The following is a 14,078-nucleotide window of genomic DNA, read 5'->3' on the forward strand; positions in this document are numbered from 1 at the left end:
GGCACCGGTCAGCAGCAGTGCTGCCGCCAGGACGACGGGTACGACCCGCATGCGGGCCTCCCCAGTCCCTCGCCGAGCCCCGAACCTATCGCGACGGCGACGGCGACGGGCCGCCCGTTAACCCGATCGTGTACTCCTCGATCGTGTAGCAGGCCTCGTCGTCCACGGCGTCACGCGACGTGTCGATCTTGATCCGGGTGGGATGGGCATCAGTGCTATCCCGCTCGACCTCCACCACGTCGGCGCCGTCCCGCCGCGCTGTCTCCGCCTCGGCCTCCAGCTGCCGCAGCGTCGGGACCAGATCGGCGAGGCGCAGCATGAGCGCCCGCCGCGCGCTGTCGTCGAGGCCTTCGGTGCGGACCACCTTGTCGTCCTGCACCGTCACCCGGAACCGGCCGATGAGCGCCCGCTCGCCGCACCGGGAGTCGAGGACGAAGCCGTACTTGGCCGGCGGGGTCCAGGTGGTGGCGGCCGGCTCCGGCGCGCCGCCGGCCTGCTGGCCGGCACACCCGCCGGTGAGGGCGAGCAGCAGCATGATGGGCAGAACCGTCTTGACGCGCACAGAGTCCTCCACGGAAGTCGACGCTGTCCGGTACGACGGGCCGACCGGGTGACCGGTTCCGCCCGGCGCGCGAGTGGCGTTCGCTACGCGGGGAACCGCAGCCGCACGCGTTGTGCGATCGTTTTCGGGTGGCCGTAAGCGCAGGGGGCAGCCCACGGGATCCCGTGCCGGTTCCCGGTGCCCGGAACCGCCGGGCGGAACTGCGTGCCCTGTTCGCCTGGCCCCGGGTCATCAACCGCGCCCGGGCCGTCTTCCGCAGCGCGCTCACCACCTTCGTCGTGCTCACCTTCACCCTGTGGCTGATGCCCGGGGTCCGCAGCACGGACGTGGTCGACACCCTCGGCCTGGTGCTGCTGGTCGCCGCGGTCGGCGCGGTGCTACGCCCGCTGCTGCTCGCCGGCGTCGTCGCGCTGGGCGGCTGGGGAGCCATGCTGCTCGGCGTCACCGCCCAGGTCATCGTGATGGCGGTGGCCCTGGAGCTGGACCCGTCCAAGCGGCTCAGCGGCTGGCCCACGGTGGGCGTCGCGGCGCTGCTGGCGGTGGTCTGCGCGGCGATCCTGGACTGGATGGCCGACAGCGGCACCGAGGACACGTTCGTCAAGGAGGCCCGCCGGCTCATGCGTGGCATCCGGCGGCGCCAGGCCCGGCAGGGCGGCGGCCGGCTGCTCACCCTGCGCCGGCCGCAGCAGGGCACCGAGCCCGGCCTGCTGATGGTGCAGCTCGACGGGGTGAGCGAGCCGGTGCTGCGCTGGGCCGTACGCGCCGGCAACCTGCCCACCATCGGGCGCTGGCTGCGCAGCGGCACCCACGCCATGCGCGGCTGGCACACCGGCCTGCCGTCCACCACGCCCGCCGCGCAGGCCGGCATCCTGCACGGCGCCTCCCGGCAGATCCCGGCCTTCCGCTGGTACGAGAAGGCGACCGGCCGGCTGATGGTGTCGAACCGCCCCCGCGACGCGGCGATGATCGAACCGCGGCTCTCCGACGGCCGGGGGCTGCTCCGCGACGGCGGCGTGAGCATCGGCAACGCGTTCTCCGGCGACGCCGCGATCAGCCTGCTCACCGTCAGCCACGCCGCGCTGCCCGGCCGCTCGGCCCGGGGCTGGGCCGCCTTCATGGCCAGCCCGTTCGGCTTCACCCGGGCGCTGGTGCTCGGCGTCGGCGAGGTCTTCACCGAGCTGCACCAGGCCCGGCTCCAGCGCCGCCGCAACCTGCAGCCCCGGGTGAGCCGCTCCGGCGCGTTCCTGGCGCTGCGGCCCGCCTCGATGCTGCTGCGCGACGTCAACGTGTCGCTGATCGCCGAGCAGATGGCCCGCGGTGCCCCGGCCGTCTACTGCGACCTGGTCGACTACGACGAGGTGGCCCACCACGCCGGCCCGGCCCGCCCCGAGTCGATGCGGCAGCTGGAGAGCCTGGACCGGATGCTCGGCGTCATCGAACGCCTGGAGCTTGAGGCGGCCCGCAAGTATCAGATCGTCGTGCTCTCCGACCACGGCCAGAGCCAGGGCGCCACCTTCCGCCAGCGGCACGGGGAGACGTTGGAGCAGGCGGTCGCACGCTTCTCCGCGTGCCCGGCCGACGCCCCCTCGACCCCGGCCGAGTCCGAGGCCACCGCGGAGCCCGGCTTCCCGCCGTCGCCGATCGCGCCGCTGCTCGTCGTCTCGTCCGGCAACCTGGCGCTGATCTACCTGACCCGGTTCCCGCGGCGGGTCGACCGGACCGTCATCGACCAGGAGTATCCGCAGCTCATCCCCGGGCTGGCCGGGCATCCGGGGGTCGGCCTGGTGATCGTGGACGACGGCGGGCCGGTGGCCGTCGGGGCCGCGGGCAGTCACCGGCTCGTCGACGGCACGGTGGAGGGCGTCGACCCGCTGCTGCCGTACGGGCCGCACGCCCGGGCCGACCTGCTGCGGCACCAGGAGGCCGAGCACATCGGTGACCTGGTGCTGATCAGCTCGGTCGACCCGGTCACCGACGAGGTGGCGGCCTTCGAGGAGCTCGTCGGCTCGCACGGCGGGCTGGGCGGCTGGCAGACCGAGGCGATGCTGGTGCACCCGGCCGAGTGGCAGATCACCCAGGGCGACCTGATCGGCCCCGACGCCGTGCACCGGCAGCTCGTCGAGTGGCTGGCGATGCTCGGACTGCGCACCCGGCCGGCGGCCCAGGACGAGCTCGTCACCGGCGAAAAGCTCCAGCTGGCCGACCTGGCCCCGCGTGGCGCGCAGCACGACGGCGCGGCGGCGCGACTTTCGCCCAGCCGCGACGGTTAAGCCTGTGTGCGTTTCTTCCAGTTCGTACGTAGTTCGCTGCGTACCACCTCCCGTCGTCTGCTGACCGTCGGCGCGGCTGCCGCCGTCGTCATCGCCTCCGGGGCGGCCCCGGTACGAGCGGTCAGCGCCAGCCCCGGCAAGGCCCCGCTGTTCAACGGCTCCGTGTACGCGGTCGCTTACCGCGGCAGCACCGTCTACGTCGGCGGCTCTTTCACCAGCGTCGGCTGGGGCGGACGCACCTACGACCGGCAACGGCTGGCGGCGTTCGACGCGTCCTCCGGCGCCCTGCTGAACTGGTCACCGGCCGCCGACGCCACCGTCCGGGCCCTGGCGGTCATCGGCACCTCGGTGTACGCCGGCGGCGACTTCCACCGGGTCTCCGGCTGGCGGCGCGACGCACTGGCCCGGATCGACGCGACCTCGGGCGACGTGGGCACGTTCTCGCACTCAGTGGCCGGCGCGCCGTACGCCCTCGCAGCCGGAAACGGCCGCCTGTACGTGGGCGGCAGCTTCACCTCGATCGACGGCGTCACCCGGTCCAACCTGGCGGCGTTCTCGCTGACCGGCGGCGGCCTCGACCGCGGCTGGCGGGCCGGCGCCGACGACGCCGTCCACGCCCTGACACTGGCCGGCTCCCGGCTCTACGCCGGCGGCGCCTTCCACAAGATCAACGGGGTGACCGGGACGCTGCGGATCGCCGCGCTCTCGGCCACCAGCGGCGGCGTGTTCAGCGCCTTCCGGCCCAACGCGCCGGCCCAGGTCAACGCGCTGGCCACCGACGCGAACGGCGTCTACGCGGCCACCGGCGGGCAGGGCGGGAAGGTGCTCGCATACTCGGCCGGCGGCACGGTCCGCTGGACCCGTACCTTCGACGGCGACACCGTGGCGGTCGCGACGCTGGGCGGCATCGTCTACGTGGGCGGCCACTTCGACCGGGCCTGCCTCACCAACCGCAACGGCAACCAGGGCGCCTGCACGGACGGCGCGGTGAGCCGGGTCAAACTCGCGGCGATCGACAGCCGGGGCGGCCTGACCCCGTGGGCCCCGCAGGCGAACGGGGTGATCGGCGTCCGCGCCCTGGCAGTGGACCGCCCCCAGAGCAGAATCGCCGCCGGCGGCGACTTCACGACGATCAACGGCCAGAACCGCAAACGCCTGGCGTTCTTCTAAGCGGAGAGCACAGCATCGGTGAACGAGACCGGTTTGCCGGTGGCCTGGGCATACGCGATCTCCCGGCTCGTCGACTCGCCGATGTACCCGCCGGGGTTGACGACCAGAACCCGGTCAGCCAGGTCGATCTTGCGCCGGTGAAGGGCGTCCAGCGCCGCCTTCTGCTCGCTGGTGATCGACTCGCCTGCTTCGCCTGGCGCGACGACGATTACACCGGCGAGGGTCAGCTCACCGTTCGCCGCACGCATCTCGTCCGCGAACCGGATGGAGCCGCAGATGCAGACGATCTCAGGTCGGTCGGGCATGGCTCACGTCCTAGTCTGTCTTGGCGCCCTCGACAACGACGGGCGCAAACCGGGGCTGGGGTAGGCGTGCTGGCGATCACGACGTTGGGGACGCTGGCTGTTGACGGGCGGCCGGTGCGGGGTGAGCGGCTTGCTGCGCTGCTACGGGAGCTTATCGGCGCTCGGGGGCGGATTGTCTCCACTGTGGCGCTGGTCGAGGCGGTCTGGCAGGGCGATCCTCCCGACGATGCGGCCGGGGCGTTGCAGGCCCTGATCTCCCGGGTGCGGCGGCTCGGGGTGCCCGTTGACGCGGTCGCCGGTGGTTACCGGGTGCCGGCCGACCGGGTGGAGGTCGACGCTGTCGCCGTACGGGTGCTGGTTGATCGGGGCCGGGCCGCGCTGAGCTCGGGTGATGCGGTGGCCGCGCGGGCCGCGGCCGACCAGGCCCGGGCCTTGTTCCCCGAGGTGCCGGAGCTGGCCGCCGGGGACGGCCGGCTCTTCGCCGAGCTGGCCGCGGTGCGGGCCGAGGCCGCGCTGGCCGGCGCGGGTGCGTTCGACGAGGCCGACCTGCGGCGGCTGGTCGCGCACACGCCGCCGGACGAGCCGGCCGCTGCGCTGCTGGTCAGGGTGCTCGCCGCGCAGGGCCGGGACGCCGAGGCGCTGGAGGTGGTCGAGCAGCTCCGCACCGAGCTGGCCGACCGGTACGGCGCTGACCCGTCCCCGGTGCTCGCCGAGGCCCATCTCGCTCTGTTGCGCGGTGAGTTGCAGCCGACCGGGGCGGTACGCCGGCCGGTGAGCGTGCTGCCGCGGGGCTGGCGGCGTTCGGCGACCGCGCTGGTCGGGCGGGAGTCCGATGTGCTCGCGGTGACCGCCGCGCTGGCCGAGGCGCCGCTGGTGACGATCGTGGCGACCGGCGGGGCGGGCAAGACCAGGCTCGCCGCCGAGGTCGCCCGGCGCTCGTCCGGACCGGTCCGGGTGGTCGAGCTGGCCGGTCTGCGCGCCCCGGACGAGGTGCTGCCGGCCGTGCTGGCTGTGCTCGGCGGGGCGGACACCACGGCCGCGCCCGGAATCACGCTGGAGCGGCGGGTGCTGAGCCCGCAGGACCGCCTGCGCGCCGTCGCCGCGGATCTCGACGGGCTGATCGTCCTCGACAACTGCGAGCACGTGCTGGACGCCGCCGCGGCCGTCGTCGCCGATCTGCTCGCGGCCACCGGGCCGGAGGTCGCGGTGCTGGCCACGAGCCGGGCGCCGCTCGCTCTTGTGGGCGAGGTGGTGCACCGGCTGGCGGCGTTGCCGGACCAGGAGGCGCTGCGGCTGCTGGAGACCCGGGCAAGGGCGGCCGGGGCCGTACCGGCCTGGGACCAGGACCGCGCGCTCGCCCTCTGCCACCACCTGGACAACCTGCCGCTGGCCCTGGAGCTGGCGGCGGCCCGGCTGCGGCACATGCCCATCGACGACGTCCTCGCCGGGCTGAGTGACCGGTTCGCGCTGCTCGACGACGCCCTGCGCGGCCTGCCGGAGCGGCACGCGAGCCTGTGGGCAATGGTCGACTGGAGCCGGGAGCTCCTCGGTCCCGACGCCCGTGAGCTGCTGCAACGCCTCGCGGTCATCCCGGCCGCGTTCACCGCCGAGCTCGCCGCCGCGGTGGCCGGCCGACCGGATGTCCGACGGACGTTGGCCGATCTCGTCGAGCAGTCACTGGTGAGCCTGGACGCGGAGAGCAGCGGCCCGCGCTACCGGATGCTCGAGACGGTCCGCGAGTACGGCGAGGCCCGGCTCGGCGACGGCGCACCGGCAGCCTCGGCCGGGCTGACCGAGTGGGCCCGGGCCCAGGCGGTCGGCCTGACCTCGCGCTATCTGGGTCCCGGGCAGCTCGACGCCTTCGCCGAATGCGCCGCCGAGCAGGAGAACCTGCTGGCCGGCCTGCGCTTCGCCCTGGCCCACGACGACCAGCCGGCGGCCGTCGACATCGCCACCGCGCTCTTCCACGTGTGGACCGTCCGCGGGCTGCACGTCGAGGTCAGCACCTGGGCCGGCGACCTGCTGCAGCTGGACGACCCGGTGGCCCGACGGCGCTCGGGGCTGGTGCACGGCCGGTCCGCCGGTCTGCCGCTGCCCGACGCCGACCGGCTGGCCTGGCTGTGCCTGATCGCCGGGCTCAACGCCGGCATCACCGGTCCGCCCCGGCTCATCGCGCTGGCCCGCCGCGTCCTCAAGCAACTCCTGGCCGAACGTCCCGGCGAGGTGTCCTCCCGGGAGCGGGCACTGGCGTCGGCGCTCCCGGCCTTCGACTCCTACGACCCGGAACGCAGCGTGCTGGGGGCCGTCGAGCTGATCGACCATCCCGACCCGTACGTGCAGGGACTGGGGTTCTTCATCCGGGCGGCGATGCGCGAGAACGGCGGCATGGCCGAGGCCTCGGCCGAGGACGCCGAGCTGGCGTACCAGCGGTTCGAGGTGGCCGGCGACCACTGGGGGATGGCGATGGCCGCCCAGGCCGCCGGTCACTGGATCAGCTCCCGCGGCGACGCGCGGGCCGCCGAGTGGCTGAGCCGCAGCGTGCGGCACATGGAGCTGGTGGGCGCGACGCAGGACGCCCGGTCGATCCGGGTGCTGCTGGACGTGCAGCAGGCGCTGGCCGGCGACCCGGACGCCGAGCATCGCCTGCGGGTGCTGGCGACCTCGGGCCAGGCCGACGACAACGACGCCGCCCAGGCGTACCTGGGTCTGGCCCACCTGGCCGGCCGGCGGGGCCGCTACGACGAGGCCCTGGCCTACGGCGACGCGGTCAGCCGTACCGTCGAGGCCTCTGCCGACCGTTCGCCGCAGACCCGGGTCGTCTGCCGCGTCGCGGTGGCGGTGCTGCGCCTGCGGGTGGCTCAGGCGCAGCCGATCCCGGGCGCCGACGCCGACGCGGTGGCAATGTTGCGGCTCGCCCGGGACGAGGCCCTGCCCGTCCACGACAATCCGCTGCTTGGGATATGGGCGCTGGGCGGGGCCGAGCTCGCGGCCTTCCGCGGCGCTGACGCGACCGCGCGTGATCTGTGGACCCTGGGGATGCGGATCGGCGCCAACGTCGGCAGCCTGTTCCCGCCGGGGGAGGACGGTCGCCTGGACGCCGTCCTCGGCGGCGAGGACGACCGCCGGAAGCTGCTGGCCGCGGTCGCGCCGCGAGCGGCGACGGCCATGAGCTCAAGAATCCGCGAGCTCATGGCCGGCCTGCTCTAAACCTTCTTCCGGTACGCCCGCAGCGCCAGCGGCATGAACACCACCACGAAGCCGGCGCACCACGCGAGGGTCCACCACACGTGGTTGCCGATCGGCGAGCCGAGGAACAGGCCCCGGACCGCGCCGACCAGGTGGGTCAGCGGGTTCACGTCGACGAAGCCCTGCATCCAGCCCGGCAGCGTGCTGGTCCCGACGAACACGTTGGAGGCGAAGCTCAGTGGCATGATCAGCGCGAACATCAGGCCCTGGACCGCACCCGGGGTACGGACCTTCATCGCCACGAACACCGGCAGCCAGCTCAGGCACAGCGCGAAGAGCACGGCCAGCGCGCAGCCCGCGACGGCGCTCAGCGGGTCGGTGGTGATCCGGAAGCCCATCACGTAGCCGATCGCCAGCGTGGAGAGCGTGACGATGACGTACCGGACGATGTCGCCGAGGACCGCACCCAGCAGCGGCGCCGAGCGGGGCACCGGCAGTGACCGGAAGCGGTCGAAGATGCCCTTGGCGATGTCGGTGTTGAGGTTGACGCCGATCGCGATGCAGCCGGTCGCGATCGTCTGGGCCAGGATGCCGGGCAGCAGGAACTGCAGGTAGTCGTGGGTGGAACCGGCGACCGCGCCGCCGAAGACGTACACGAAGATGATCAGGAACAGCACCGGCTGCAACGTCACGTCGATGAGCGCCTCGGGCGTCCGGGCCGTCTTGATCAGGCTGCGTTTGGCGAGCGCGAAGGAGTGCCGCGCGAGCCGGAACGGTCGTGGATGCGGTTGCACGGCCGCGGGCATGACCGGCCGGCTGGTCCGGGGTGCGGTGAGCGTCGTGGTCATGCCGCCACCTCTTCCTTGATCGTGGTGGTCGTGGTGGTGGTGTCGTCCTCGGAGGCGGTGCGCCCGGTGAGGGTGAAGAAGACCTCGTCGAGGCTCGGCAGGTGCAGCGAGAGCTCGGTGACCGCGACGCCCGCGGCGGCGAGCCGGGCCACCGCTTCGGTCAGCGCGCTGTCGTCGGTGACCGGTACGGCGAGCATGCCCTTGCGGATCTCGTCGGCCGGTGCCCCCGAGGACACCTCGGACAGGATCGCGGCGGTCAGGTCGAGTTGCGTGGCGTCGGACGGGCGTACCTCCAGGGTCTGGCCGCCGACCACCCGCTTGAGTCCCTCGGGGGTGTCGTGCGCGATGACCCGGCCGTGGTCGATGACCGTGATCGCGTCGGCCAGCGCGTCCGCCTCCTCCAGGTACTGCGTGGTGAGCAGCACCGTGGAACCCGCTGCCACCAGCGAGCGGACCACGTCCCACATGTCCTCGCGCTTGGCCGGGTCCAGGCCGGTGGTGGGCTCGTCCAGGAAGATCACGTCGGGGGAGCCGACCAGGCTCGCGGCCAGGTCGAGGCGTCGCCGCATGCCACCGGAGTAGGTCTTGGCCTGGCGGCCGGCGGCGTCGGTCAGGTCGAACCAGTCGAGCAGCTCGGCGGCCCGCCGGCGGGCACCGGCCCGGCCCAGGTCGAGCAGCGTGCCGAAGAGCTCGAGGTTCTGCCGGCCGGTCAGGTCCTCGTCGACCGAGGCGTACTGGCCGGTCAGGCCGATCACCTGACGGACCCGCTCGGCGTCGCGGACGACGTCGAAGCCGCTGATCCGGGCGCTGCCGGCATCGGGCGTGAGCAGGGTGGAGAGGATGCGGACGGCGGTGGTCTTGCCCGCGCCGTTGGGCCCCAGGACGCCGAGCACGGTCCCCCGGGGCACGGCGAGGTCGACGCCCTGCAGGGCTTTCGTCGATCCGAAGTGCTTGACGAGGCCTTCGGCCTCGATCACGAGTTCAGCTGTCATGCCCCCAGGGTGCGCGGACCCGCTGACACGGCACCGACACGGCGCCTACATGAGGTCCCGCTTGTCGAGCTGGCGCTGGATGACGTTCCAGTACCGGCCGGGCGCGACCCGGGCCAGCACGTCGGCCAGCTTGGCCGCCCGGGTGATCACCAGGCGCGGCTTGCGGGCCTGGACGGCCGCCACGATCAGCTTGGCCGCCTCCTCGGGCGGCAGGGTCAGCGCCTTGCGGGTGAACTCGGCGGCCTGCGCGGCCTGCTGGCCGTCCACGTCCGGGCCGCTGAGCCGGGCACTGGTGGCGATGTTGGTCTTGATGCCGCCGGGGTGCACCACCGTGACGCCGACCTTGCCGGCCAGCTCGTGCCGCAGCGCCTCGGAGAAGCCACGGACGCCGTACTTGCTGGTCACGTAGGCGACCTGGGTCGGGGGTGCGATGAGGCCGAAGAGGCTGGAGATGTTGACCACGTGGGCGCCCGGGCGGCTGAGCAGCTGCGGCAGGAACGCCTTGGTCGTCCGGATCACGGCGTGCAGGTTGATCTCCAGCAACCAGTCGAAGTCCTTCATGCTGACCTGCTCGAACGTGCCGCTCAGGGCCACCCCGGCGTTGTTGACCAGCAGGTCGGCGCCGCCGTGGCGCTCCGCGACCGCGGCGGCCAGGTCGAGGCGGTCGCCGCCGTCGGACAGGTCCACCACGTACGTGCTGACCTCCGGCGCGCCCAGCTCGCGGGCCAGCGCGGCGACCCGCTCGAGGCCCTCGGCGTCCCGGTCGACCAGGGCCAGCACGGCCCGGCGCCGGGCCAGGTCGAGGGTGAGCGCGGCACCGATGCCGCTGGCCGCGCCTGTGATGACACACGTGCGCCCGGCGAATGCGAAGCGTTCCACGGTCATTCTCCCGTCCTGGTCCGGGCGAACATCATGTCACCGTCGTCGATCCGGCTCAGTCGCATGCGCGGCATATCGAGCAGATAGTTGTTGAGCATCCGCCAGGCCCGGCGGTCGCTCTGCCGCGGCAGCACGGCGGCGGCGCGCCGGACGTAGCCGGAGGAGAGGTTCATGAGCGGCTCGCCGGTGTCGTGGGCGCCGGCGGGCAGCCGCGGGGTGGCGATGTCGATCCGGTGCCGGTCCAGGTAGTTGAGCAGCCGGCAGACGTACCGGGAGGTCAGGTCGGCGCGCAGCGTCCAGGAGGCGTTGGTGTAGCCGACGCACCAGGCCAGATTCGGTACGCCGTCGAACATCATTCCCTTGTAGACGTGCAGCTCGTGGGAATCGATCGACCGGCCGTCGACACTCAGCGCGATCTCGCCGAACGCCACCATGGTGAGCCCGGTGGCAGTGACGATCACGTCGGCATCCAGGTGCTCGCCGCCGGTCAGCCGGATCCCGTCCGGGGTGAACGCGTCGATCGTCGCGGTCACCACCGAGGCCCGCCCGGCCCGCATCGCCGCGAACAGGTCGCCGTCCGGCACGACGCAGAGCCGCTGATCCCACGGGTCGTAGCGGGGGACAAAATGCGGATCCACCGGTACGTCCGCCGGCAGCTGCTTGGCCACACCCGCCCGCAACGACTTCGCCACCCGGTCAGGCCAGCGCCGCGACGCCTGGAACAGCGCCCAGGTCAGCAGAACATTGCGGGCGCGGACGACCTGCGGACCCACCAGCCGGGCGCCGCCCTCCTTGGCCGGCAGGGAAAGCAAGTAGCTGGGGGAGCGCTGCAACATCGTCACGTGCGCGGCCTGCTCCGCCATCGCCGGCACCAGCGTCACCGCGGTCGCGCCGCTGCCGATGATCACCACCCGTTTGCCGGCGTAGTCCAGATCCTCCGGCCAGTGCTGCGGGTGCACGACCGCACCGGTGAAGCTGTCCCGGCTCGGGAAGTCGGCCTCGTAGCCGCTCTCGTAACGGTAGTAACCAGTGCAGACGTACAGGAAAGAACAGGTCCATTCCTCGCCGGAATCGGTCCGGACCGTCCAGCGGGCATCGGCGGTCGACCAGGCCGCGTCGACGACCCGCCGGCCGTAGTGGATGTGCTTGTCGATGCCGAACTCGGCGGCGGTGTCGCGCAGATACTCCAGGATGGTGCCGCCGGCCGCGATGGCCTTCGGCTGCCGCCAGGGCCGGAACGGGTAGCCGAGGGTGAACATGTCGGAGTCGGACCGTACCCCCGGATAGCGGAACAGATCCCACGTCCCGCCGCTGGCCTCCCGGGCCTCGAGGATCGCGTAGCTGCGGCCCGGGCACTCGGTCTGCAGCCGGTAGGCCGCGCCGATGCCGGACAGCCCCGCGCCTATGACGAGGACCTCCCTGTGCTCACTCATCCGTCGATTATCGGCGTGCAGGCCCTAGGCTGCGCTCTGTGACTGCGCCTCGATCAGTTGGACCGACCGTCAACCACCAGGCGGTGCTCAGCCCGCTGACCGATGCGGCGATCTTCCTCGTCGCGACCGTGCGCGAGGACGGTGTCCCCGCCGTCCGTGATCTGCTCGAAGACCTCAGCGCCCTGCAGCGGTCGGTCGGCTTCCGGGTGCCCGCGGCCCAGCTGTCCTGCGTCGCCGGGATCGGTTCGCAGCTGTGGGACCGGCTCTTCGCCGGGCCGCGGCCCGCGCAGCTGCATCCGTTCCGGCAGTGGAAGGGCGCCCGGCACACCGCGCCCGCCACCCCCGGTGACCTGCTCTTTCATCTGCGGGCCGGGCAGGTCGACGTCTGTTTCGAGCTGGCCGCCAAGATCGGTGAGCGGCTGCGCGGCGCCGCTGACATCGTCGACGAGACGCACGGGTTCAAGTATTTCGACGAGCGGGACCTGCTCGGCTTCGTGGACGGCACGGAGAATCCGGTCGGCCCGGCCGCGTCCGCCGCGGTGCTGGTCGGCGACGAGGATCCGGCGTTCGCCGGCGGCAGCTACGTCATGGTGCAGAAGTACGTGCACGACATGACGGCGTGGAACGAGCTGACGGTCGAGCAGCAGGAGGCGGTGATCGGGCGGACCAAGCTCGACAACATCGAGCTCGCCGACAAGCCGGCGAACTCGCATGTCGCGCTCAACACCGTCGAGGCGCCGGACGGCACCGAGCTGAAGATCCTGCGGGACAACATGCCGTTCGGTTCGGTCGCGGCGGGTGAGTTCGGCACCTACTACATCGCGTACGCGGCCACCCCGGACGTGCCCGAGCTGATGCTGCGCCGGATGTTCCTCGGTGACCCGTACGGCAGCCACGACCGCATCCTGGACTTCTCGACGGCCCGTACCGGCTCGTTGTTCTTCGCCCCGACCGGCGACTTCCTCGACGATCTGCCGCCCGCCCCGGACCAGGGCTGACGCGTCAGCGGATCAGCCGGGCCGCTTTCGCGGTCTTGCGGGCGGCCGTGCGCCGCGCGGTCTGGGTGGCCTCGTCGGGTTTTTCCGGCGGCGGATCCGCAGCCGCCGCACGCCGCGGTGACCGGGCCGGCGGAGCGTCCGCAGCCGGGCGGGACGACGACGGTACGGCGGGAGCACGTTCCGGTGCGGGCTCGAGCTCCTTGCCGGCGGCCGGCTGAGCCGCGGCCCGGTCCTTCTCCTTCTCCCGGCGGACCAGGTCGGCCAGCACTTCCCTGTCGTACTTCGCTTCGGCGAGGCCGGCCTTGGTCCGGGCCCGTTCCGCCTTGGCGACGGCCTTCTTGCGTTCCTTGGCCAGCTCGGCGCGGCGTTTGCCCGCGGCCTTGAGGCTCCGCTTGAGCCGTTCGGCTTCCTCGGCGGCGCGGCGCAGCGCCTGTTGCTGTTGCTCGGTCAGGCTCGTGAGGGTCTCGAGCTGCCGGTCGATGTCGGTCACCGCGGCGTCGGCGGCGGCGGCCGCGGCACTCGCGGTGCCGGCCTTGTCGCGGCGACGGTCCAGTGGTCGGGCGGTCGTGGTCACATCCATCACTCCCATCCGGTTTCACCTTTGTTCTACCCGGACGGGTGTCCGGCAACCGTCAGGCCGGGGCGTCTTCGGCCGTGACCGGCTCGGCGGCCTCGCGGGCGCGGCGCCGGCGGATGTGCCGCATGTGCAGCCAGATGTACGTGCCGACGGCGATCACCCCCACCCCGATCGCCCAGAACATGTATTTGTGCAGATGGTCGATGATCTCCACCAGGTGGGTGCCCAGCAGGTACGAGATCGTGCACCACCAGCCCACCCAGAGCGCGGCGCCGATCGCGTTGTAGATCAGGAAGGTGCGCCAGGGCATCGCCGTGATGCCCGCGATGACGCCGTTGAGCTGGCGCAGGCCGTCGATGAAGCGGGCCACCACCACGACCCGGTTGCCGCGGCGGGCGAAGAACTTCTCCGCGCGTTCCAGGCGGGCCGGGGTGATGAAGATGTACTTGCCGAAGCGGTGCACGGCCTTGCGCCCGCCGCGGACCCCGATCCAGTAGCCGACGTTGTCGCCGAGCACGGCGGCGATGAAGGAGATGGCGGCGACGGCGAAGATGTCGAGCCGGCCCCAGCTGGAGTAGATCGCCGCGGCGACCATGATCGTCTGCCCCGGCGCGGGGACCCCGAAGCTCTCGACACCGATCACGCCCGCCACGGCCAGATAGCCCCACCGGTCGAGGATGGGGGCCACGCTGTGCAGGAAGCTGGGCAGATCGTCGGCGGGGGGCATGGGTTGAGCGGTCTCCCGTCGTCGGCGTCGGGGTTTGCGCCCCGGCCCCAACCGTATCCACCCGGGCGGATCACAAACCTGGGGGTGCCCGGCCGATCCCTCGCCCGGGCACCCCCGTCCGGTTCCAGCCG

12 protein-coding genes are annotated in these 14,078 nt (G+C 72.7%); 4 read left to right on the forward strand and 8 right to left on the reverse strand.

Features of this window, described 5'->3' with window-relative positions; genetic code table 11:
• Positions 1-85 precede the first annotated feature (85 nt).
• Positions 86-574: a DUF6174 domain-containing protein gene (locus ACQP2Y_RS02770; RefSeq protein WP_433724260.1), complete on the reverse strand. Its 489-nt coding sequence runs from the start codon at positions 572-574 to the stop codon at positions 86-88.
• Positions 575-726: 152 nt separating this feature from the next.
• Between ACQP2Y_RS02770 and ACQP2Y_RS02775 the strand changes: the two genes are divergently transcribed.
• Entirely contained in the window at positions 727-2,832 is a 2,106-nt protein-coding gene (locus ACQP2Y_RS02775) for an alkaline phosphatase family protein (protein WP_433724262.1), read from the forward strand.
• A 6-nt stretch (positions 2,833-2,838) separates the two neighbouring features.
• Positions 2,839-4,002, forward strand: a complete 1,164-nt coding sequence (locus tag ACQP2Y_RS02780) for a hypothetical protein (RefSeq protein WP_433724264.1) — start codon at positions 2,839-2,841, stop codon at positions 4,000-4,002.
• Here the strand turns inward: ACQP2Y_RS02780 and ACQP2Y_RS02785 are convergent.
• On the reverse strand, positions 3,999-4,307 hold the full coding sequence (locus ACQP2Y_RS02785) for a hypothetical protein (protein WP_433724266.1): 309 nt from the start codon (positions 4,305-4,307) through the stop codon (positions 3,999-4,001). The genes ACQP2Y_RS02780 and ACQP2Y_RS02785 overlap by 4 nt on opposite strands.
• A gap of 183 nt (positions 4,308-4,490) precedes the next feature.
• Between ACQP2Y_RS02785 and ACQP2Y_RS02790 the strand changes: the two genes are divergently transcribed.
• Positions 4,491-7,514: an ATP-binding protein gene (locus ACQP2Y_RS02790; RefSeq protein WP_433724268.1), complete on the forward strand. Its 3,024-nt coding sequence runs from the start codon at positions 4,491-4,493 to the stop codon at positions 7,512-7,514.
• On the opposite strand, the gene ACQP2Y_RS02795 is transcribed toward ACQP2Y_RS02790, so the two are convergent.
• The 4 genes from ACQP2Y_RS02795 to ACQP2Y_RS02810 are packed head-to-tail and all read right to left on the reverse strand — an operon-like array spanning position 7,511 to position 11,645.
• Positions 7,511-8,341 (reverse strand): ABC transporter permease, encoded by an 831-nt coding sequence (locus tag ACQP2Y_RS02795; RefSeq protein WP_433724270.1) that lies wholly within the window; start codon positions 8,339-8,341, stop codon positions 7,511-7,513. The genes ACQP2Y_RS02790 and ACQP2Y_RS02795 overlap by 4 nt on opposite strands.
• Complete coding sequence (locus ACQP2Y_RS02800) at positions 8,338-9,333, reverse strand: ATP-binding cassette domain-containing protein (RefSeq protein ID WP_433724272.1); 996 nt, start codon at positions 9,331-9,333, stop codon at positions 8,338-8,340. Before ACQP2Y_RS02800 ends, ACQP2Y_RS02795 begins: the two co-directional genes overlap by 4 nt.
• A gap of 45 nt (positions 9,334-9,378) precedes the next feature.
• A complete protein-coding gene (locus ACQP2Y_RS02805) occupies positions 9,379-10,212 on the reverse strand; it encodes an SDR family NAD(P)-dependent oxidoreductase (protein ID WP_433724274.1) in 834 nt (277 codons plus the stop codon).
• Positions 10,213-10,214: 2 nt separating this feature from the next.
• Positions 10,215-11,645: a flavin-containing monooxygenase gene (locus tag ACQP2Y_RS02810; protein WP_433724276.1), complete on the reverse strand. Its 1,431-nt coding sequence runs from the start codon at positions 11,643-11,645 to the stop codon at positions 10,215-10,217.
• Positions 11,646-11,683: 38 nt separating this feature from the next.
• On the opposite strand from ACQP2Y_RS02810, the gene ACQP2Y_RS02815 reads away from it, so the two are divergent.
• On the forward strand, positions 11,684-12,643 hold the full coding sequence (locus tag ACQP2Y_RS02815; protein WP_433724278.1) for a Dyp-type peroxidase: 960 nt from the start codon (positions 11,684-11,686) through the stop codon (positions 12,641-12,643).
• 4 nt (positions 12,644-12,647) lie between these two features.
• Here the strand turns inward: ACQP2Y_RS02815 and ACQP2Y_RS02820 are convergent, their stop codons facing one another.
• Positions 12,648-13,232, reverse strand: a complete 585-nt coding sequence (locus ACQP2Y_RS02820) for a hypothetical protein (RefSeq protein WP_433724280.1) — start codon at positions 13,230-13,232, stop codon at positions 12,648-12,650.
• Between the two features lie 43 nt (positions 13,233-13,275).
• Positions 13,276-13,947, reverse strand: a complete 672-nt coding sequence (locus ACQP2Y_RS02825) for a DedA family protein (protein WP_433724282.1) — start codon at positions 13,945-13,947, stop codon at positions 13,276-13,278.
• Between the last annotated feature and the right edge of the window lie 131 nt (positions 13,948-14,078).

This window comes from Actinoplanes sp. CA-051413, from assembly GCF_050955795.1.
GTDB lineage: Bacteria > Actinomycetota > Actinomycetes > Mycobacteriales > Micromonosporaceae > Actinoplanes.